The organism is Arthrobacter sp. KNU-44 (assembly GCF_051843155.1).
Classification (GTDB): domain Bacteria; phylum Actinomycetota; class Actinomycetes; order Actinomycetales; family Micrococcaceae; genus Arthrobacter.
In genome coordinates, this window is record NZ_JBPXNG010000002.1 from 1,791,825 (window position 1) to 1,809,595 (window position 17,771).

Here is a 17,771-nt window from a genome sequence, read left to right on the forward strand (position 1 = left end):
GGCCCTCACCAATGGTGGGAACCGCCGTCGGCGTTTTTTGGCTTGGCCGTGCTACTTGGACGTGCCTTGCGACACCGAACCCTGAAGCTGGCGCTGGAAGATGACGTAGACGATCAGCACGGGAACGACGGTGACCGTGACGGCCGCGAACAAGGCCCCGAAGTCCACCGCATAACCCATTTGGCCGGCAAAGGCGGCCAGTCCTTGGGATAGCACGCGGGGCCCTGCCGCGTTGATGGCCACCGGAATCAGGAACTGGTTCCACAAGCCCAGGAAGTTGAAGATGGCAACCGAGGCGAGTCCCGGCTTGGCCATCGGCAACATGACCTGGAAGAACGTCCGCCACTCGCCGGCCCCATCCAAGGCAGCCGCTTCCGTGATTTCGTGAGGAAGCGACTTGAAGAAGGAAAACAGGAAGAAGACCGTGAACGGCAGCGCGAAGCCGACGTACACCAAGGTCAAACCCGGCAGGGTGTTCAGGAGGCCGATTTTCTTCATGACGAAGAACAAAGGCACCATGGCGAGGAAGATCGGGAACGTGAGCCCGGCCAGCATGAGGTAGTAGATCGCCTTGCTGCCGAAGAAGACATAGCGCGCCAGGACATAGGCGCACATGGCTCCGAGGACCATGACGATCACCAAGGCCGACCCCACCACAATCACGGAGTTGAGGAAGTAGCTTCCGATGCCTGCCTCGGTCCAGGCCTTGACGTAATTGTCGAAGCGCCATTGGGAGGGCAAGGCGAACGGCGAAGCGAAGATCTCGCTGGAGGTCTTGAAGGAGGACATGAAAGTCCACAACAAGGGCAGGATCACGATGAGCGACCAGATGGTCAGGGCCGTATGAGAAACGGCACCCACCACTTTGTCTCCGGGAGTCGTGGCCGGTTTGCGAGGGTTGAAGTGCAGCGACTTCATTTCCTGGCTGGCAATTTTGGTAGTCATCAGAGGGACACATCCTTGTCGCCACCAGTGAGCCTGTTGACCAGGAACACGAGGCCGGAGAAGATCAGGGTGGCTACGGCCAACACAACGCCCATGGCGCTGGCCAGTCCGAACTGGCCCTTGGTGAAGGCGGTGAAGAAGAGCTGCTGGGACATCACCAGGGTGGAGTTGTCCGGGCCACCGCCGGAGTTCAGGGCTGCCATATAGACGAAGGCATCCAGCGCCAAAATGCCCATGTAGATGTAGGCCGTCTGGATGTTGTCCCGGATCAACGGGATGGTGATCGACACGGCAGTGCGGAAACGCCCCGCCCCGTCAATCCGGGCCGCCTCAAACAGCTCGGCCGGGATACCTTTAATGCCCGCCACGAAAAGCACCATGTAGAAGCCAATGAAGCCCCACACGATCACGAACATCGTGGCGATCATGGCCGTGTTCTTATCCCCAAGCCAAGCGTAGGACTTGAACTGGTCCATCCCGAGGGAAGTGAGGATGCCGTTCAGGAGGCCACCCGAGGGATCGTAGATCTGGCCCCACATGATGCCGATGGCAATCGCCGGAATCGTGTAGGGGAAGAAAGAGACAACCCGGTAGAAGCTGGAATTGCGCAGGCCCTTGATCTGGCCCTTGCTGCTGCCGCCCACGGTCACCAACGTTGCTAACACAAGGCTGAGGATGATCGTGATGATGGGCAGGCAGATGACCAACAGGATGTTGTTCCCCATGGCCTTCATGAAGATGTCATCCGTGAAGAGCTTCCGGTAGTTCTCAAGTCCGATGAAGTTCTGGTCAGGTGAAAAACCGCTCCAGTCCGTCAGGGAGTAGCCGAACGCCTGGATGAAAGGCCAAATCACAAACAGAAGGTAGATCGCCAGGGGCAGGCCCAGGAAGACCACGAAGAAACTGACCTTGTCGAATGTCAGGGGCTTGCGCCGCCTCTTGTAGACGGGTGGTGCGGTATCCGGAACGACGGCGGCGGAGGCGCCGCCGTCGACCCGGAGTGTTTTTGCTTTCACTGAAGTCACTTCACTTCAATCTTCTTGACCGAGCTGTCGTTACGGACCTTGTCGGTGATCTTCTGCAGGTCCGATGTCAGCGTGGCGACGTCGGACTTTCCATCGAGGAACGTGTTCCACACAACCAGCTGGTCCTTGTTGGTGCCGTAAAGGTCAATGAAGTTCCAGGTGTAGATATTGTCGCCCGCGTCGCTGAGCAGCTTGGTCTGGGAGACGAGTGCCGTGGAGCCGAAGCCATCGGAGGGAACCGTGTCCTTGACGATGGTGGGCGCGAGCTTCGTCTTGGCGAAGTTGGTGGCAGCGTCCTTGGACAGCATGATGCGGAGCAGTTCCTTGCCGCCCGGCACGTTCTTGCCCTGTGAAGGAACCACGAAGGGTTCGCCCGCTGCGCTGTGCAGTGACGCGTACGGCAGTTTGGAGCTAGTGGTCACCGATGGGACGGGCGCACCAGTCATCTTGAAGCCGGCCTTGGTCTGGTCCTTCATTTCGTTTTCGATCCACGAACCGGACGGGTAGAACACTGCTTCCTGGGCGTTGCTCCACTGTGCCTGTGCTGCCGTGAACTGGGTGCCTGAACCGCCGGGCTTGAAGTGGCCTGCCTTGACGATCTTGTTCAGGGCGGTAAAGACGCTCTGGAGTGCAGGGTGGGACCAGCAATCTGCTTTGAGGTTTTCCAATCCGAGGCGGACGTCGTGTCCGCCTTCCTTGATGGCGGAAGCGATCGCCATTTCCTGGTAGTACGTGGCGGCTTCCTTGCCCCACACGAAGAGGTATTTGCCCTTGGCCTTGGCCTGCTCGCCGAGTGCGTACATCTCATCCCAAGTCTTGGGAACGGACCAGCCGTTGTCCTTGAGCAGGGCGTCGGAGTACCACATTGCGTAGACGGTCAGGACGTAGTTCAAGGCCGCCAGCTTGCCTTCGAAGGTACCCGGCGCGAGGACTCCGCCGTAGAGGGTGTCCTTGATGACCTTGCCCTCGAGGTTCTTTGCGTTGACTACGCTGGTGAGGTCTTCGAGCTGGGCCAGGATGGTGCTGAACCCGATGGCCTTGGCACCGGAGTTGTCGATCAGGTCAGGCGGGTTGCCTCCGACGAATCGCGGCTGGAGTTCCTGCGCGATGTCCGTGGACGGGGAAATCTTGGCGGTGGAACCTGAATGTGCGCTTTCGAAGCCCTTGCCCGCGAAGTCGACGTAGTCGATTCCATACCCGCCTTTGAAGATCACGGCGTCAACGGTGGACTTGTCTGCCATGCCGAACGGATTGGTATCCGAAACGGTCCCCGTTGGACCAGTGGTTCCTCCGCCGCCACCCCCGGCGCAAGAGGCCATCGAACCGGCCAACGGCACAAGCACGGCCGCGGCCAGCGCGCCGCGAAGGAAACCGCGGCGTGCAAGGGACTGCTGCTGAACGTTCATCCTAAAACCCTCCAGAGACTCGTTGTACCGAACTCTGACGGCGTCTTGGCCGGCAGTCGATCGGTCCGGGCACCGCCGCTGCGACGCGCCCTTCGTGTGACATACTTCACCACGAGTGATTGAAAAGCAATATTTGAGGGCAGTTTCGATCAACTTTTGTCAAAATGTGATCTGACGATCCTGCCGTCCGAAGGGGTCATTTGGGTGTTTTAACCCCGTAAATTCAGGGATTTTGCGCACTGAGCGATGGCCTCGCGCGCCCATTGCTGCTGTTGCTCGGTTCCTACCCGCTCGGCCCACTGCTCAGCGAGCTGGAATTCCACCATCGCCTCGGTGCGGCGACCGTCGTCGTACATCGCCCAACCGAGGTTGTTGTGCAGGGAAACCATCCACCGTTTGGTGCGGGAATCGTCGACGGCGGAGGCGTACTCAAGCGCGCTGCGCGTCCATGATTCCTGGTGGCCGGAGTCCGCGATGGCCAGCATGTGAAGTGCGTCCACGGCGAGGAAATCTTCGCCCAAGAGGTCGCCCATCTCGGCGGCCTGTTCAAAGAGCGGAACGGCCATGGCCGGGTGGCCGGCGGAGTTGAGCAGGCGGCCACGTTCCAGGAGGATCCGCACGGCGATGGTGGGCTCCTCCTCGGCGTCAATCCCGTCCAAGAGAGCGTCTGCTTCCTCGAAGCGGCCTTGCAGGCCGATCGCCCGGCCCAATTGGGTAGCGAGCTCGGCCCGCTCAAACGCATCGTAGGCGGGATCCGCCATGGCTTCGCGGAAGCGGGCTTCCGACAACGCGGGGTCCTCAAAATTCCACAGCTCATCGAGGGTCTTTTGTTCCAGCATCTGGCTCCTCCTGATTGCTTCGAGGCGATGGAAGGTGCGGTCCACTCACAATCTAGCCGAAGCAGCAGACGGGGTCCGCGTGTCAGTCCTTGGCGAGCCGGGCCCAGCCCAGCTGCTCCTGCTGCTTGCGGTTCGACGAGGAAACCACGAGGTCATAGGAATCCTCCACCATGTCCCGGACCATGGAGTCGGGGAGGGCGCCGTCCAAGCGGACGCCATTCCAGTGCGTCTTGTTCATGTGCCAGGCGCCGGTGATTTCCGGATGGGCCGAGCGGAGTTGCACAGCCAAGGCGGGATCGCATTTGAGGCTTACTGCTAAGTTCTGGTCGTCCATGGCGGATGCGGCGAACATCTTGCCTTCCTGCTTGGATCCGCCGGACACAGCGGACCGGACTTTGAAAACCGAGGTTTCCGGGCCGAACGGGAAGTCTTCATAGGTCCCGGGGAAGGCAAGGCAGATTTGGCGGAGTGTGGCAGCGTCCATGTAGCGAGACTAGCGGAGTGCGATGACTAGCGGACCGACCGCCTCAAGCAACGTCCAGGAAGTCCTCGAGGAGCACCACTTCCAGTCCGGCAGCCACTTGCGCCGAGCGGAATGCCTCGAAGTCCGCCGCGAATTCGGGGCGGAAGTGCATCAGGACGATGTCGCCTGGTCGGAGGGAATTGCCGTACTGGTAGTCCATGCGCCCGGCATTGGCCTTGGCCTCCCACGTAACGATCGCCTTCAAGCCGGCGGCGGCAACGGCTTGGCGCATGGCGGTTGAGTAGGCACCTCCGGGAGGCCTGAACAGGGTGGGCTTGCGGCCGTACTGCTGAAGGGCGAAATCCTGCATGCCTGCGATGTCGTCAAGCTGACGCTGGTAGCCCCATTGCGTGGTCATGTTGACGTTGTGGCTGACCGTATGGTTTTCAACCAGGCTCCCCTGCGCCATGAACGCCTTGAAGAATGCAGGGTTGTCGCGGACCGTGTTGCTCGTGAGGAACAGTGTGGCCGGGTAGCCGTTCTCCGCGAGGAGCCGGACGCTTTCCGGGGACTTGACCAGTCCGTCGTCGATCGTGAGGAACACCACGGGATGTTTGGTGGGGATTTTGGTAATCACGGGAGCCAGTCCGCCTTGGATAGGCGGCAGCGTGAAGTCGGGGGTGAAGGGGTTCCGGAGCCGCACAGGACCCGCTGGGCTTGGTGTGGGACTCATCGCGCCGCTTGCGGACGACGACGGCGAGGGTCCCGCCGTGCGGGGAGCCGCCGTCGGGCTATCTTGAGACGGGTTTCCCGGGACCGCGCATGCCCCCAGCCCAGCCACGAGGGAAGCCCCGAGGAAACCGAGCGCGGTGCGTCGGCTGGCGGTGGAAGGGTGGTCGTCACACATGGAAATTCCCTAATCTCGAAAGGGTGATTGCCCCAAAAACATACCAGCGTCCGGTTAACGGAAAACGACGGCTAGATGCCGCTCCGCCAACCCATCTGTGCCGGACAAGCGTTCATGACGACGTCCAGGCCCGCAGCTTTGGCCCGTTCCGCTGCGTCCTCGTCAATTACTCCGAGCTGGAGCCAAACGGCTTTCGCCCCCACGGCAATCGCTTCGTCCACTACGGCGCCGACGCGCGAGGAGTTCACAAAGCAGTCGACGACGTCGATCGGCTGCTTCTCGAAGGGCACGTCGGCAAGGAATTTGTAGCCGGTTTCACCGTGGACGTCTTCGCCTTTTTGGTTGATCGGGATGATCTCCATGCCCATCGTGTCGCGAACGTAGAGAGCAACCTCGAACGCAGAGCGCCACTCATTCGTGCTGAGTCCCACGATTGCCCAGCGGCCCTTTGTTCGCATAAGCCGGTCAATGACTGCCGGATCGTTGACGTGTGTCATAGCTTCAGCCTACTAGCGGGACAGCAGTCCAAGGAGCCAACGCAGCGACGGCCCGGCAGGCTTCAGGGACACGTCGTCCTGGGCGTTCTCGACTGCTTGCTGAACGCCGTTTTGGAGGTCCTTCGCCGTCGGGGCCGAGGGGATGGCCGGTTTGGGCTGCGGAGGGATTCCCTGCGAGTCGGTCTTAGGCTCGGTGTGCGGTTGCTTCGGCGCTTCGGATTGCTCGTCGCTTGGCCGGCCTGCAGGGGCGGGAACGGCCGCTGGCGTCACGGGCTCGTGCGGCGCCTCGCCGATGCCAGCTGGGGCAGTGACCACGGGGTCCGCCGAAGCGCCTGTCACTGGGGGCACCGCCGGCGGCAGGTCGGCGGGAGCCGGATGCGTCGCGACTTTCGGGGAGTCCTGGGCGGGGGCTGGAGGTACCAGCGACGGCGGAGCTGTGGTCCAAGCGGGCGCCCAGCCGGAGATCAGCGTCTGCATGAATTCCGGGGTTCCTTTGCTGAATCCGCCGCTCGCGGCCGCAACGCCACCAACACCCAGGCCCATGGCGGTCAGGACGGCGGCACCAATGACGACGGGGCGATGCTTGCGCAACTGACGCCGTTTGCCGAGCTCGTCGAACGGAAGATTGTTTGCAGAGTCACGGGCGGTCGTGGCGGAGCCGTCACCCGGCGTCGAGCCAGCCAGCATCGCCGCGAGTGCAGGCCCTGGGACAGGCGCCGGCATGGACGCAAAGGATTCCAGTGCTTTCAACGAGTCCGTGACTTCGGGGGCGTCCGTTAGGCCAGCCTCAAGCATGAGCTCGAGGATGACCGCATCGCGGTCAATGTCCTTGCAATCCCAACGCATCATGGTGCCACGTATTCCTTTACTACCGAGTGCTCGCGGAGCGCATTCAACGCCCGGCGCTGGAGTTGCTTGACTGCGCCTTGGCTTTTCCCCATGATTTCGGCTGCTTGGTCCACGGTCAGACCGGCAACAATACGAAGCGTCAGGACTTCCCGCTGATCTTCCCCAAGGAAGTCCAACAGCGCCATGACTTCCCCGGGCGCCACGCGGTTCATCGCTTCGGCTTCCGCCGAACTCGACTGGCGCGTGTCACGTTCAGGTTCAAACTCGTGGTGCTCAGGTGCCCTGCTTTGCCGACGATGGTCATCCACCATCCGGGCATGGGCCACCGAGAACACGAACGTCCGCAGACCACTGACACCGCCCGTAATCGTCTCGACGCGAGGCAGGACGGCAAGAAAGACGTCTTGTGTGACAGCTTCGGGATCCGAAACACCTTTTGCCGTCAGGTAGCCGAGCACTTGGCCCGCAAAGGCCTGGTAGACGGCGCTGAACAGTTCAGCTTCCCGGCCGCGAAGGGCCAGCAATGCTGCATCGGTCAAGGCGTCGGTCACTGAAGCGTGGCTTTCATTGGGGAGCGAATGTCCGGACCCATGCGAGATCCTCGGTGCCGCCCAGACGCGGCAGGGCCGGGCAACCTCACCTAGCTTAACCGCTGCTCCCGCTATGCCCAAGGACCAGCCTTCGGTTCCGGGGGCTGGCCTCTCCCGGACTTTTTGCACATCCACGAAACCCCTTCAGACATGAAAAGGGCCGAGCTGAAACTTGATGGGGGACAAATTTCAGCTCGGCCTTTCAAAGAGGTAATCGTCGAGGCACTCCAAAGGGTTACGCGGATTCCAAAAAAGTTTTTTCGACGGCGTTCTTTGTGCCTTTTTGGCGCGGAACGCACGACGGCGGGCCGCCCCCGAAAGGGCGACCCGCCGTCGTCGTAATTCGCTTTTGGTGACTAGTCCTCGATGAGGTCGTGCACCACGATCGTCTGGTCTCGGTCCGGGCCCACGCCGATCGCGGAGAACCGCGTGCCGGAGAGCTTCTCGAGGGCCAGCACGTATCTGCGGGCGTTCTCGGGGAGGTCTTCGAGCGTCTTGGCTGCGGTGATGTCCTCGGTCCAGCCGTCGAAGTACTCGAAGATCGGCACTGCGTGGTGGAACTCGGTCTGGGTCATGGGCATTTCGTCGTGGCGAACGCCGTCGACGTCGTAGGCCACGCAGACCGGGATCTGCTCGATGCCGGTCAGAACGTCCAGCTTGGTGACGAAGTAGTCCGTGAAGCCGTTGACGCGGGATGCGTGGCGGGCAAGGACGGCGTCGTACCAACCGCAGCGGCGCGGGCGGCCGGTGTTGACGCCGAACTCGCCGCCTGTCTTCTGCAGGTACATGCCCATCTCGTCGAAGAGCTCCGTGGGGAACGGACCGGCGCCTACACGCGTGGTGTAGGCCTTGATGATGCCGATGGAACGCGAGATCCGGGTGGGTCCGATGCCCGAGCCAACAGACGCACCGCCGGCAGTCGGGTTGGAAGACGTCACGAACGGGTACGTGCCGTGGTCTACGTCCAGGAACGTGGCCTGGCCGCCTTCCATGAGGACTACCTTGCCCTCGTCGAGAGCGTTGTTGAGGACCAAGGTGCTGTCAATGACCAGCGGCCGCAGGCGCTCTGCGTAGGACAGGAAGTACTCCACGATCTCGTCCACCACCACGTTGCGGCGGTTGTAGACCTTGACCAGGAGCTCATTCTTCTGACGCAGCGAGCCTTCCACCTTCTGGCGGAGGATCGATTCGTCGAAGACATCCTGGACGCGGATACCCAGGCGGGCCACCTTGTCCATGTAAGCCGGACCAATGCCCCGACCTGTGGTGCCGATGGCGCGGCTGCCGAGGAAGCGCTCCGTGACCTTGTCCAGAACCTGGTGGTATGGCGCTACGAGGTGGGCATTGGCCGAGACGCGCAAACGGGATGTGTCGGCACCGCGTGCTTCCAGGCCATCGATCTCCTGGAACAGCGCTTCAAGGTTCACCACGCAGCCGTTGCCGATGATCGGAATCGCGTTCGGGCTCAGAATACCGGCAGGAAGGAGTTTGAGCTCATACTTCTCACCGCCCACCACAACGGTGTGCCCGGCGTTGTTGCCGCCGTTGGGCTTGACCACGTAGTCAACGCGGCCACCGAGCAGGTCGGTTGCTTTGCCTTTGCCTTCGTCGCCCCACTGGGCTCCGACGATCACGATAGCTGGCATGGGATCCTCCCCCATTCTTTCGGGCCGGTCCTGGCGGGATCACCAAGGCTCAGCGCCGTACATGAGAACGCCCCGAATCTTTCGGCCCTGCCCGCAGACTTTCGCAAAAGTTCACCGGCGGGATCAGCAAGAGTTCCGGGGCTCTTACCAGCCAAGTTTAGCCGATGCGGCTCTTGGACCTGTTGTCACACGGTCGGAGGACGACACGAAAACAGGCACAGCGCCCTCGAAGTTCCCTGTGAGCAGAATGTGAACTCTTCCCAAACAGTCCGCATTGAGCGCCGAAAACGGCCCTTGGGCTCCAAGCGAGCGGCTACATTCTTTGTGAATCCTCACCCCCAACTGACTCGCACTTGTTGTCGTTATGAGCCCTCTAAACGACAACAAATGCGAGTCAGTTGGGCGGGCACTTTCCGTGAACCTGAAGGGAAATCCATGAATTTTCGCAACAAGCGACTCCTGTCAACGGCGGGAATGAGCGCACTCGCAGCCTCCACGATCGCTGCCGGCATGATCGGGTTCGGCATGACGCCGGCCTCGGCCAATAGCGACCACAAAGATACCGCGACGCCCATCAAGCACGTCGTCGTAATTTTCGGCGAGAACGTCTCCTTCGACCACTACTTCGCGACCTATCCGCAGGCTGCCAACACCGCCGGCGAAACCCAGCAAGGAAGCGGCGCAGCGGCTCCCGTGTTCACGGCGGCCAAGAACACGCCGAAGAACATCGCCACCCTCGCCCACGACAAGCTGTTGGCACCTAACAATCCCAACTCGGTTCAGCCCCAGCGGCTGACTCCGGGCCAGGCAATTACGTGCGACCAGGACCACGAATACACCGCGGAGCAGAAGGCCTACAACGGTGGCCTGATGAACAAGTTCGTCGAAAACACGAGCATGGATACCTGTTCGGGTGGCCAGTTTGGCCGTCCCGGGCTCACCATGGACTACTACGACGGCAACACCGTTACCGGGATCTGGAACTACGCCCAGAACTTCGCCATGAGCGACTCGCACTTCAGCACCGTGTTCGGCCCGTCCAGCCCGGGCGCGCTCAACCTTGTGTCCGGCCAGACCCACGGCGTCACCGAATTCACTGCCGCCGGGCAACCGGTCAAGCCGGCAAGCAGCGACTACACGGTCAAGTTCCCGGACGCGAACGGCGTCGGCACCATGACGGAAGACCCGGATCCGGTCTACGACGACTGCTCCAACAAGAGCCACGCAAGCAAAAACAACCTCGCGGGCATGCAGGGCAAGAACGTCGGCGACCTGCTCAACGACAAGGGCGTCAGCTGGGGCTGGTTCCAGGGCGGCTTTGCACCGACGACGCCGGCCACGGACACTACCCCGGCTGCGTGCATGACCACCCACACCAACATTGCGGGTGCTACGGTGACTGACTACAACCCGCACCACCAGCCGTTCCAGTACTACAAGTCAACGTCCAACCCGCACCACCTGGCTCCGGCCAGCGTGGACGAGATCGGACACAACGGCCAGGCGAACCACCAGTACGACACCACGGACTTCGCCAAGGTGGTCAACTCGGACAACATGCCTGCCGTCTCCTTCCTGAAGGCGGGAAACTACCAGGACGGCCACGCCGGCTACTCCGATCCCCTGGACGAGCAGAAGTTCATCACGCAGCAAGTGAACGCCATCCAGAACTCGAAGAACTGGGAAAACACTGCCATCGTCCTCGCCTACGATGACTCGGACGGCTGGTATGACCACGTCGCTGCCGGTGTGAAGAACTCCTCCAACACCACCGACGACGCCGCGTGGTGCCTCAACGCCTACAACAAGGGTGTGCCGATGGCCGGAGGCTATGCCGACCGTTGCGGCCCCGGCCCGCGCCAGCCGCTCGTCGTGATCTCCCCGTTCGCCAAGAAGAACTTCGTGGACCACACCCAGACGGACCAGTCATCCATCCTTCGCTTCATCGAGGACAACTGGCACACCGGCCAGATCGGCGACTCATCGGCAGACGCCAAGGCCGGCTCCATCAACGCGATGTTCAACTTCGACAACGGGCGGGACGTGAAGCTCATCCTCAACGAATCGAACGGCACCGTGGTTTCCCGGACCAAGGAAAGCGACGACCAGAACGAGAACAAGCAGTAGCAGGCGCTTCCGAAACGGCACCGTCCCGAATCCATCGGGACGGTGCCGTTTCCGTTAATGCACGGCCGCTTTATGCCAAATCCGGCTCCCGCCATCGAGAGACCCAACACAGAAGTCCCGATTCACCCCACAGCTCACCGTCGTTCCGGTAGAGTTAACCAGCCCCCAACACTGCATCCAATCTGACCGGTCGCGGCAAACCGCTCCCGGCCGGATAAGTGCGCCTCGCTACACCTAGGAGACCAAAGCCCATATGCAAGACCTGGCGACTGAAACACTCGAAGAGCAGCTCTGGAACCGACGTTTCGAACCCCACATCGCCGAGGTCACGGGGCTTTGCGATTCCCTCAAAGAACAGAAGCCGGGCAGCGAAGTCCTCTACGTGGACCCCGTCCACAGCGTCGACGAGTGCCGCATCATCAGCCTTTTCTCCAACACCCGCACCACTGAGGGCTCGGGCTTCATCATCCCAGGTGACGCGGATGCCGCGACCCGCATGGTGGGCATGCAGTGGCAGTTGGGGCTGCGTCCGGAACTCATGATGCCGTGGAACGTTTACCCGTGGATCGAGCCCGACGGCGAGCCGGGCAAGCTGACTCCCGCCAACATCACCGAAGGCCTCAAGCCGCTCCTGCGTCTCCTGGCGATCGTGCCGCGCACCTCCGTGCTGGTAGCCCACGGCAACGAAGCCCATCGTTTGGCAGACCAGCTCATGAAGGCCGCACCGCAGAGCATCCACCGGAGGGGCTTCAAGACATTCAAGGTCCGCTCGCTTGGTGGACGCTCCTTCGCTGGCTCCCCCACGCGCCAGCAGGAGTACCTGGACCTCATCCATGGCGCCTACGCCGAGGCCATGGCCCGGACCGGGCTCACCCCCGTCTCCTAGGACCCGCCCGGCCCAACTGTCCCCACCGCCACCCTCGCCTCGCAAGCTCGGCCAGGGAACCCTGGCCGCCCGGCCCAACTGACTTGCATTTGTTGCCGTTATGACGCCTCATAACGACTATGAGGATTGGAGTGGCTGGTCTGGGACTGGCTGGCAGAGTAGGTGCTGGCCGTTCCGCCCTGCGGTCGTGACTCACATAACGGCTGGCCCCGTCGGGGTGCCATTTTAGTGACTTGTCCGTCCGCGGGGTGGGCGGCCGGTACCTGCCCGGCCCACCTCGGTGACTTGATCAGAAGGTTGCCCGCCCTGTTTGACGGGGCGTGGCTCGTCACAGTGCTGTTCCGAAGTGACCTCTACCCGGACTGGTACCGGCCGTTTGCGGCCCTGACCATATCCGCGAAATAGAGGAAAGTGCCGGAACCGCTATGACTATCGTTGCGCATTCCCACCCGTTTGTCGTCGGCGTCGACACCCACGCCAAAAACCATGTCTACGCCATCATCACCGCTACCGGGGAACTGCTCCAGACCCGGGATTTCCCGACCACCAGCGCCGGCATCAACCGGGCCATCGCCTGGGTCGCGCGCCGCACCGGCGCCGATCTGGGGACCCTGTGGGTGATCGAGGGCGCCGCGTCCTATGGCGCCCTGCTCGCCGGTGCCGTCGGCGCCGCCGGCTACCAGGTCGCCGAAGCCGCCCGGATGGACGCCCGCACCCACCGCGGAGTCGGCAAGTCCGATGTGTTGGACGCGCACCGGATCGCCGCGGCCGTCCTGCCCCTCCGGGAGCAGCAGCTGCGCCGCCCGCGGCTGAACGAAGGGATCCGTGCAGCCTTGCGGGTCCTGGTCACCGCGCGGGAGTCCATGACCACCGAGCGCACACGGTCCGTGAACGCACTGACCGCGCTCCTGAGGGTGAACGATCTGGGCCTGGACGCCCGCAAACCCCTGACCGGAACCCAGATCGCCGAGGTCTCCCGTTGGCGGGCCCGCGAAGAACCGCTGGCATTGTCCGTTGCCCGCTCCGAAGCGGTCCGGCTGGCCAGACACATCAGCGAACTCGACGCGGACATCAAAACCAACGGCTCCCGGATCACCGAACTGGTCGAAATCAGCGAAGCCGCGCCCCTGCTGCAGGAAACCGGATTCGGTCCCGTCACCGCCGCAATCTGCCTGACCGCGTGGTCCCATCAGGGCCGGGTCCGTTCCGAGGCCGCCTTCGCTTCCCTGGCCGGGGTCAGCCCGATCCCGGCCTCCTCCGGGAACACCGTCCGGCACCGGCTCAACCGCGGCGGCGACAGAACCCTGAACAAAGCCCTGCACATGATCGCCCTCAGCAGGATGACCTTCGACACCGAGACCATCGGATACGTCCAGAAACGACAAGCCGAAGGACGGACCAAAAGGGAGATCCGCCGGTGCGTGAAACGCTATCTCGCCCGACGGATCTACCGAACACTCAACAACACAAACCCAACACCCAGCCACGCTTGACGAACCATAGAAGGGTCATTAACTGCGAGTCAGTTGGGCCGGGAAAGCGCGACGGCGGCCGCCCACCTGAGTGGGCGGCCGCCGTCGGCGTTTAACTAAGTTTTCCTAGCCTTCGATCGCTGCCTTCGCGGCGGGATCGGAGTCGTTCAGGAACTTCTCGATCCGCTCCGGTTCCTCGGCTTCGCCGATGGCAGAGGATGCCCGGCCGAGGGAGTAAAGAGCGCGCAGGAATCCCCTGTTGGGCTCGTGCTCCCACGGGATGGGCCCGACGCCGCGCCAACCGTTGCGGCGCAGCGAATCCAGTCCACGGTGATATCCCACACGGGAATACGCGTAGGAATCGATGGTCCGGCCGTCAGCCCAAGCTTCCTCGGCCAGGATCGCCCACAGCAGTGAAGACGTGGGGTACTTGGCGACGAGGTCCAGTGCTTCCTGCCCCAAGGCAAGGTGCTGGTAGATCTCGGTCTCTGCAGGGAGGAGCGTCGGCTCCGGTCCCATCAGGTTCTTGCGGAATTCGTCGGACATTAGAAGGTCTTGCCTACCGAACCGAGCTGCTTCGCGGCTTCCACGATGCGGGCGGCCATGCCGGCTTCGGCGGAGGCTCCCCAGACGCGCGGGTCGTACGTCTTCTTGTTGCCCATTTCGCCGTCGACCTTCAGGACGCCGTCGTAGTTCGAGAACATGTGTCCGGCAACCGGGCGGGTGAACGCGTACTGGGTGTCGGTGTCGATGTTCATCTTGATGACACCGTAGGAAACGGCATCCGCGATTTCCTGCTCGGTGGAGCCGGAGCCGCCGTGGAAGACGAGGTCGAACGGGTTGGTCTTGCCGATCTTGGCACCGACCTCGGCCTGGATCTGCTTGAGCAGCTCGGGACGGAGCTTGACGTTGCCCGGCTTGTACACGCCGTGGACGTTGCCGAAGGTCAGGGCAGTCAGGTAGCGGCCGTTCTCGCCGGCGCCGAGTGCCTCGATGGTCGCGAGGGCGTCTTCGGTGGTGGTGTACAGCTTCTCGTTGATCTCGTTCTCGACGCCGTCTTCCTCGCCGCCGACCGTGCCGATTTCAACCTCGAGGATGATTTTGGCCGCAGCTGCGCGGCCCAGGAGTTCGCGGCCGATCCGCAGGTTCTCGGACAGCGTCTCGTGCGAGCCGTCCCACATGTGCGAGTTGAAGATCGGGTCCTTGCCGGCCTTGACGGCTTCCTCGGAAGCAGCCAGCAGCGGGAGGACGAAATCAGCCAGCTTGTCCTGCGGGCAGTGGTCCGTGTGAAGGGCGATGTTCACGTTGTAGTTCTTGGCGACCTCGCGGGCGAAAGCCGCGAAGCCCAGGGAGCCGGCAACCATGTCCTTGACGGAGGCGCCGGACCAGTAAGCCGCACCACCGGTGGAGACCTGGATGATGCCGTCCGACTCGGCCTCGGCAAAGCCGCGGATGGCGGCGTTCAGGGTCTGCGACGAGGTGACGTTCACTGCCGGGAACGCGTATCCACCGGCCTTCGCGCGGTCGATCATCTCGGAGTAAATCTCTGGGGTTGCGATGGGCATGCTGACTCCTATGCTGATTTTCGTCTGTGGGTTTTGTTGACCCTGGAGTAGACCTATACGGCTAGGCACCATCCTAGCGACTGAAGAATCCGGCACCGTGTTTCCGGTCACGGAGGCGGGTAACACTTGCGGATCTTTTGTCCCAGGGGTCCTGCTAGGAGCCGGGGTCCTCCAAGGAGAGGGGGTCCGCTCAGGAGACCCGCTGGCCGAAGTTGTGCCTGCGGATCCACGCGTGCATCGCGATGGCCGCAGCCGACGCCGCATTCATGGAGCGTGTGGAACCGTACTGCTCGATCGACAAGGTCGCGACGGCGGCGTCGTGCACCTCGGGAGTCAGGCCGGGGCCCTCCTGCCCGAACACGAGCACGCAGTTGCGGGGAAGTTCGTATGTTTCCAGCGGCACGGAATCGGGGAAGATGTCGATGCCGATGATGGCCAGCCCTTCCCCCTGCGCCCACTCCACGAAATCCTCCACGGTGGGGTGGTGGCGGACGTGCTGGTAACGGTCGGTGACCATGGCCCCGCGACGGTTCCACCGGCGTCGTCCGATGATGTGGACCTCCTTGGCGAGGAAGGCGTTGGCGGTGCGAACCACAGTGCCGATGTTGAGGTCGTGCTGCCAGTTCTCAATGGCAATGTGGAAATCGTGCCTATGGGCATCCAGGTCAGCGACAATCGCTTCGTGCTTCCAGTAGCGGTACTTGTCGATGACGTTGCGGCGGTCGCCGTCCGCAAGGAGGTCCGGGTCCCACTGCTCGCCTTCCGGCCAGTCGCCTTCCCAGGGCCCGACGCCGACCTCCGGTTTCGCTTCGGACTCCCCCTCGGTAGGGGAGAGGATGGACGGGACAGCAGCGGAGTCGGTAGGGGCAGGGTTCTGGGGCCGGTCAGTCACTCTTCAACCCTAGCCCGGGCGGTGCCGACCGCGGCGCCGAAACCCAGTGCCGTAACGCAGGACACCCGGGTGTCTCGGAGACCGAAAGATGAAAGACTTGGGACGAGAAACAGCCAATACGCGGAGGAAAAGCATGGAGAACGCAACCGAAGCCCCGAAAAGCTCAGCCATTTACCGCAACGGCCACGAAATCGAATGCTGGCTCACCGATATGGACGGCGTCCTGGTCCACGAAAACCAAGCGGTTCCCGGAGCGGCTGAACTGATCCAGCGCTGGGTGGACACGTCCAAGCGATTCCTCGTCCTCACCAACAACTCGATCTTCACCCCGCGGGACTTGGCGGCCCGACTGAGCTCCTCCGGCCTCGAAATCCCGGAAGAGAACATCTGGACGTCGGCCCTGGCCACGGCACAGTTCCTCAAGGACCAGGTGCAGGGCTCGGACTCTGGGAACCGCGCCTACACCATCGGTGAGGCGGGGCTCACGACGGCGCTGCACGAGGCCGGCTTCATTCTCACCGACCAGAACCCGGACTTCGTGGTGCTCGGCGAGACCCGTACCTACTCCTTCGAAGCGATCACCATGGCCATCCGGCTGATCCTTGCAGGGGCGCGCTTCATCGCCACCAATCCGGATGCCACCGGCCCCTCGAAGGATGGTCCGATGCCCGCCACCGGCGCGATCGCAGCGCTCATCTCCAAGGCGACCGGCCGCGAGCCATACATCGTGGGCAAGCCGAACCCTATGATGTTCCGTTCCGCGATGAACCAGATCGACGCCCACTCCGAGACCACGGCAATGATCGGTGACCGCATGGATACCGACATCATCGCGGGCATGGAAGCCGGGCTGCACACCGTCCTGGTGCTCAGCGGCATCACCCAACGCGAGGACATCGCGGCCTTCCCGTTCCGGCCAAACCAGGTCCTGAACTCGGTAGCGGACCTCAAGAACCAAATCTAGGAAAAAGGGGCTGGTGCCATGGCTGTTCTGAACCTCCGGGCCCTGGCCGGTGGCCGCATCCTGAGGGGCAGCCAGCCGTTTGGCATGGATACCGCTGCGACGGCCGCCTTTCTGGAACTTCATGGCATCCAGGCGGTTGTGGATCTCCGGAGCGAGTACGAGCGCGCCATCGTGCCCTGGCAACTGGCCAATGGTGAGGTGGAGCTCGTGGAGAACCCTCTCGATCCGCGTACCGCTTCCGCGGGGCTCCAGTCGATCCACACGGCCGAAGATCTTGGCGAGCTGTACCTTGGCTGGGTTCGCACCCGCCCGGATTGGGTGGCCGAATCGTTGCGTCCCGCGGCCCAAGGCAAGCGCACGCTCATCCACTGCTCGCTCGGCAAGGACCGCACCGGCGTAGTATCCGCTCTGGCGCTCCTCGCGACGGGCGCTGACCGCGCCGCTGTCGTGGCGGACTACGCCGCAAGCACCGTTGCCCTCCCCACGATGCTGGAAACCATGTCGGCAGCCTGGCGGCTGGCTGTCCCTGAGGTTCCGGAGGAAGCATTCAGTCCCTCACTCATGCTGCTGCAATCCCCCGAAGCTGCGATGGAATACTTCCTCGACCGTTTCGGGCACGAGTTCGGCAGCGCGGCGGACTACTTGCGAGACGCCGGCCTCAGTGGCTCCGAACTGGATGGACTACGGCTCAGGTAGGG

General features: G+C 62.7%; 18 protein-coding genes. 5 read left to right on the forward strand and 13 right to left on the reverse strand.

Going from position 1 to position 17,771, the window contains the following annotated elements; genetic code table 11:
- Positions 1-51 precede the first annotated feature (51 nt).
- From ACSVHC_RS09220 to ACSVHC_RS09265, 10 genes are all read right to left on the reverse strand, one after another.
- The gene (locus ACSVHC_RS09220; RefSeq protein WP_437772239.1) at positions 52-945 is read right to left on the reverse strand and encodes a carbohydrate ABC transporter permease; all 894 of its coding nucleotides are present in this window, start codon (positions 943-945) and stop codon (positions 52-54) included.
- The gene (locus tag ACSVHC_RS09225; RefSeq protein WP_437772238.1) at positions 945-1,970 is read right to left on the reverse strand and encodes a carbohydrate ABC transporter permease; all 1,026 of its coding nucleotides are present in this window, start codon (positions 1,968-1,970) and stop codon (positions 945-947) included. Before ACSVHC_RS09225 ends, ACSVHC_RS09220 begins: the two co-directional genes overlap by 1 nt.
- Complete coding sequence (ngcE, locus tag ACSVHC_RS09230) at positions 1,967-3,376, reverse strand: N-acetylglucosamine/diacetylchitobiose ABC transporter substrate-binding protein (protein WP_437772237.1); 1,410 nt, start codon at positions 3,374-3,376, stop codon at positions 1,967-1,969. Before ngcE ends, ACSVHC_RS09225 begins: the two co-directional genes overlap by 4 nt.
- Before the next feature lie 209 nt (positions 3,377-3,585).
- Positions 3,586-4,215, reverse strand: a complete 630-nt coding sequence (locus ACSVHC_RS09235; protein WP_236814526.1) for a hypothetical protein — start codon at positions 4,213-4,215, stop codon at positions 3,586-3,588.
- 82 nt (positions 4,216-4,297) lie between these two features.
- Positions 4,298-4,699, reverse strand: coding sequence for an MmcQ/YjbR family DNA-binding protein (locus ACSVHC_RS09240; RefSeq protein ID WP_439180885.1), 402 nt, complete (start codon positions 4,697-4,699; stop codon positions 4,298-4,300).
- 43 nt (positions 4,700-4,742) lie between these two features.
- Complete coding sequence (locus ACSVHC_RS09245) at positions 4,743-5,585, reverse strand: polysaccharide deacetylase family protein (protein ID WP_437772236.1); 843 nt, start codon at positions 5,583-5,585, stop codon at positions 4,743-4,745.
- Between the two features lie 71 nt (positions 5,586-5,656).
- Positions 5,657-6,082: a CoA-binding protein gene (locus ACSVHC_RS09250; protein WP_236814520.1), complete on the reverse strand. Its 426-nt coding sequence runs from the start codon at positions 6,080-6,082 to the stop codon at positions 5,657-5,659.
- 12 nt (positions 6,083-6,094) lie between these two features.
- Positions 6,095-6,931 carry a hypothetical protein gene (locus ACSVHC_RS09255; protein ID WP_437772235.1) on the reverse strand — a complete coding sequence of 279 codons (837 nt, stop codon included), beginning with the start codon at positions 6,929-6,931 and terminating at the stop codon, positions 6,095-6,097.
- Positions 6,928-7,482, reverse strand: coding sequence for an RNA polymerase sigma factor (locus ACSVHC_RS09260; protein ID WP_437772234.1), 555 nt, complete (start codon positions 7,480-7,482; stop codon positions 6,928-6,930). The genes ACSVHC_RS09255 and ACSVHC_RS09260 overlap by 4 nt, the downstream gene beginning before the upstream one ends.
- A gap of 395 nt (positions 7,483-7,877) precedes the next feature.
- Complete coding sequence (locus ACSVHC_RS09265; protein WP_364541104.1) at positions 7,878-9,167, reverse strand: adenylosuccinate synthase; 1,290 nt, start codon at positions 9,165-9,167, stop codon at positions 7,878-7,880.
- A gap of 435 nt (positions 9,168-9,602) precedes the next feature.
- Here ACSVHC_RS09265 and ACSVHC_RS09270 point away from each other — a divergent pair, with 435 nt between their 5' ends.
- The 3 genes from ACSVHC_RS09270 (at position 9,603) to ACSVHC_RS09280 (ending at position 13,673) form a co-directional block, all read left to right on the forward strand.
- Complete coding sequence (locus tag ACSVHC_RS09270; protein ID WP_437772233.1) at positions 9,603-11,294, forward strand: phospholipase C; 1,692 nt, start codon at positions 9,603-9,605, stop codon at positions 11,292-11,294.
- A 253-nt stretch (positions 11,295-11,547) separates the two neighbouring features.
- Entirely contained in the window at positions 11,548-12,180 is a 633-nt protein-coding gene (locus tag ACSVHC_RS09275; protein WP_437772232.1) for a uracil-DNA glycosylase family protein, read from the forward strand.
- 425 nt (positions 12,181-12,605) lie between these two features.
- Positions 12,606-13,673 (forward strand): IS110 family RNA-guided transposase, encoded by a 1,068-nt coding sequence (locus ACSVHC_RS09280; RefSeq protein WP_437770106.1) that lies wholly within the window; start codon positions 12,606-12,608, stop codon positions 13,671-13,673.
- Between the two features lie 105 nt (positions 13,674-13,778).
- Here the strand turns inward: ACSVHC_RS09280 and ACSVHC_RS09285 are convergent, their stop codons facing one another.
- Genes ACSVHC_RS09285 through ACSVHC_RS09295 form a run of 3 tightly spaced genes read right to left on the reverse strand, consistent with a single transcriptional unit; the run spans position 13,779 to position 16,109 of the window.
- Positions 13,779-14,198, reverse strand: coding sequence for a DUF3151 domain-containing protein (locus ACSVHC_RS09285; protein WP_437772231.1), 420 nt, complete (start codon positions 14,196-14,198; stop codon positions 13,779-13,781).
- Positions 14,198-15,481, reverse strand: a complete 1,284-nt coding sequence (gene fbaA / locus ACSVHC_RS09290; protein WP_439180886.1) for a class II fructose-bisphosphate aldolase — start codon at positions 15,479-15,481, stop codon at positions 14,198-14,200. Before fbaA ends, ACSVHC_RS09285 begins: the two co-directional genes overlap by 1 nt.
- A complete protein-coding gene (locus ACSVHC_RS09295; RefSeq protein WP_437772230.1) occupies positions 15,408-16,109 on the reverse strand; it encodes a TrmH family RNA methyltransferase in 702 nt (233 codons plus the stop codon). Before ACSVHC_RS09295 ends, fbaA begins: the two co-directional genes overlap by 74 nt.
- Before the next feature lie 133 nt (positions 16,110-16,242).
- Between ACSVHC_RS09295 and ACSVHC_RS09300 the strand changes: the two genes are divergently transcribed.
- Complete coding sequence (locus ACSVHC_RS09300) at positions 16,243-17,073, forward strand: HAD-IIA family hydrolase (RefSeq protein ID WP_437772229.1); 831 nt, start codon at positions 16,243-16,245, stop codon at positions 17,071-17,073.
- Positions 17,074-17,091: 18 nt separating this feature from the next.
- Positions 17,092-17,769, forward strand: coding sequence for a tyrosine-protein phosphatase (locus ACSVHC_RS09305; protein ID WP_437772228.1), 678 nt, complete (start codon positions 17,092-17,094; stop codon positions 17,767-17,769).
- The last annotated feature ends 2 nt before the right edge of the window (positions 17,770-17,771 follow it).

Excerpts from the sequence above, each read along its gene's own strand:
- ACSVHC_RS09220 (WP_437772239.1), bottom strand. The coding sequence starts at position 945 with ATGACTACCAAAATTGCCAGCCAGGAAATGAAGTCGCTGCACTTCAAC.
- ngcE (WP_437772237.1), bottom strand. The coding sequence starts at position 3,376 with ATGAACGTTCAGCAGCAGTCCCTTGCACGCCGCGGTTTCCTTCGCGGC.
- ACSVHC_RS09235 (WP_236814526.1), bottom strand. The coding sequence starts at position 4,215 with ATGCTGGAACAAAAGACCCTCGATGAGCTGTGGAATTTTGAGGACCCC.
- ACSVHC_RS09240 (WP_439180885.1), bottom strand. The coding sequence starts at position 4,699 with ATGGACGCTGCCACACTCCGCCAAATCTGCCTTGCCTTCCCCGGGACC.
- ACSVHC_RS09245 (WP_437772236.1), bottom strand. The coding sequence starts at position 5,585 with ATGTGTGACGACCACCCTTCCACCGCCAGCCGACGCACCGCGCTCGGT.
- ACSVHC_RS09250 (WP_236814520.1), bottom strand. The coding sequence starts at position 6,082 with ATGACACACGTCAACGATCCGGCAGTCATTGACCGGCTTATGCGAACA.
- ACSVHC_RS09255 (WP_437772235.1), bottom strand. The coding sequence starts at position 6,931 with ATGATGCGTTGGGATTGCAAGGACATTGACCGCGATGCGGTCATCCTC.
- ACSVHC_RS09265 (WP_364541104.1), bottom strand. The coding sequence starts at position 9,167 with ATGCCAGCTATCGTGATCGTCGGAGCCCAGTGGGGCGACGAAGGCAAA.
- ACSVHC_RS09270 (WP_437772233.1), top strand. The coding sequence starts at position 9,603 with ATGAATTTTCGCAACAAGCGACTCCTGTCAACGGCGGGAATGAGCGCA.
- ACSVHC_RS09275 (WP_437772232.1), top strand. The coding sequence starts at position 11,548 with ATGCAAGACCTGGCGACTGAAACACTCGAAGAGCAGCTCTGGAACCGA.
- ACSVHC_RS09280 (WP_437770106.1), top strand. The coding sequence starts at position 12,606 with ATGACTATCGTTGCGCATTCCCACCCGTTTGTCGTCGGCGTCGACACC.
- ACSVHC_RS09285 (WP_437772231.1), bottom strand. The coding sequence starts at position 14,198 with ATGTCCGACGAATTCCGCAAGAACCTGATGGGACCGGAGCCGACGCTC.
- fbaA (WP_439180886.1), bottom strand. The coding sequence starts at position 15,481 with ATGCGGCGTCGGCTGCGGCCATCGCGATGCACGCGTGGATCCGCAGGC.
- ACSVHC_RS09300 (WP_437772229.1), top strand. The coding sequence starts at position 16,243 with ATGGAGAACGCAACCGAAGCCCCGAAAAGCTCAGCCATTTACCGCAAC.
- ACSVHC_RS09305 (WP_437772228.1), top strand. The coding sequence starts at position 17,092 with ATGGCTGTTCTGAACCTCCGGGCCCTGGCCGGTGGCCGCATCCTGAGG.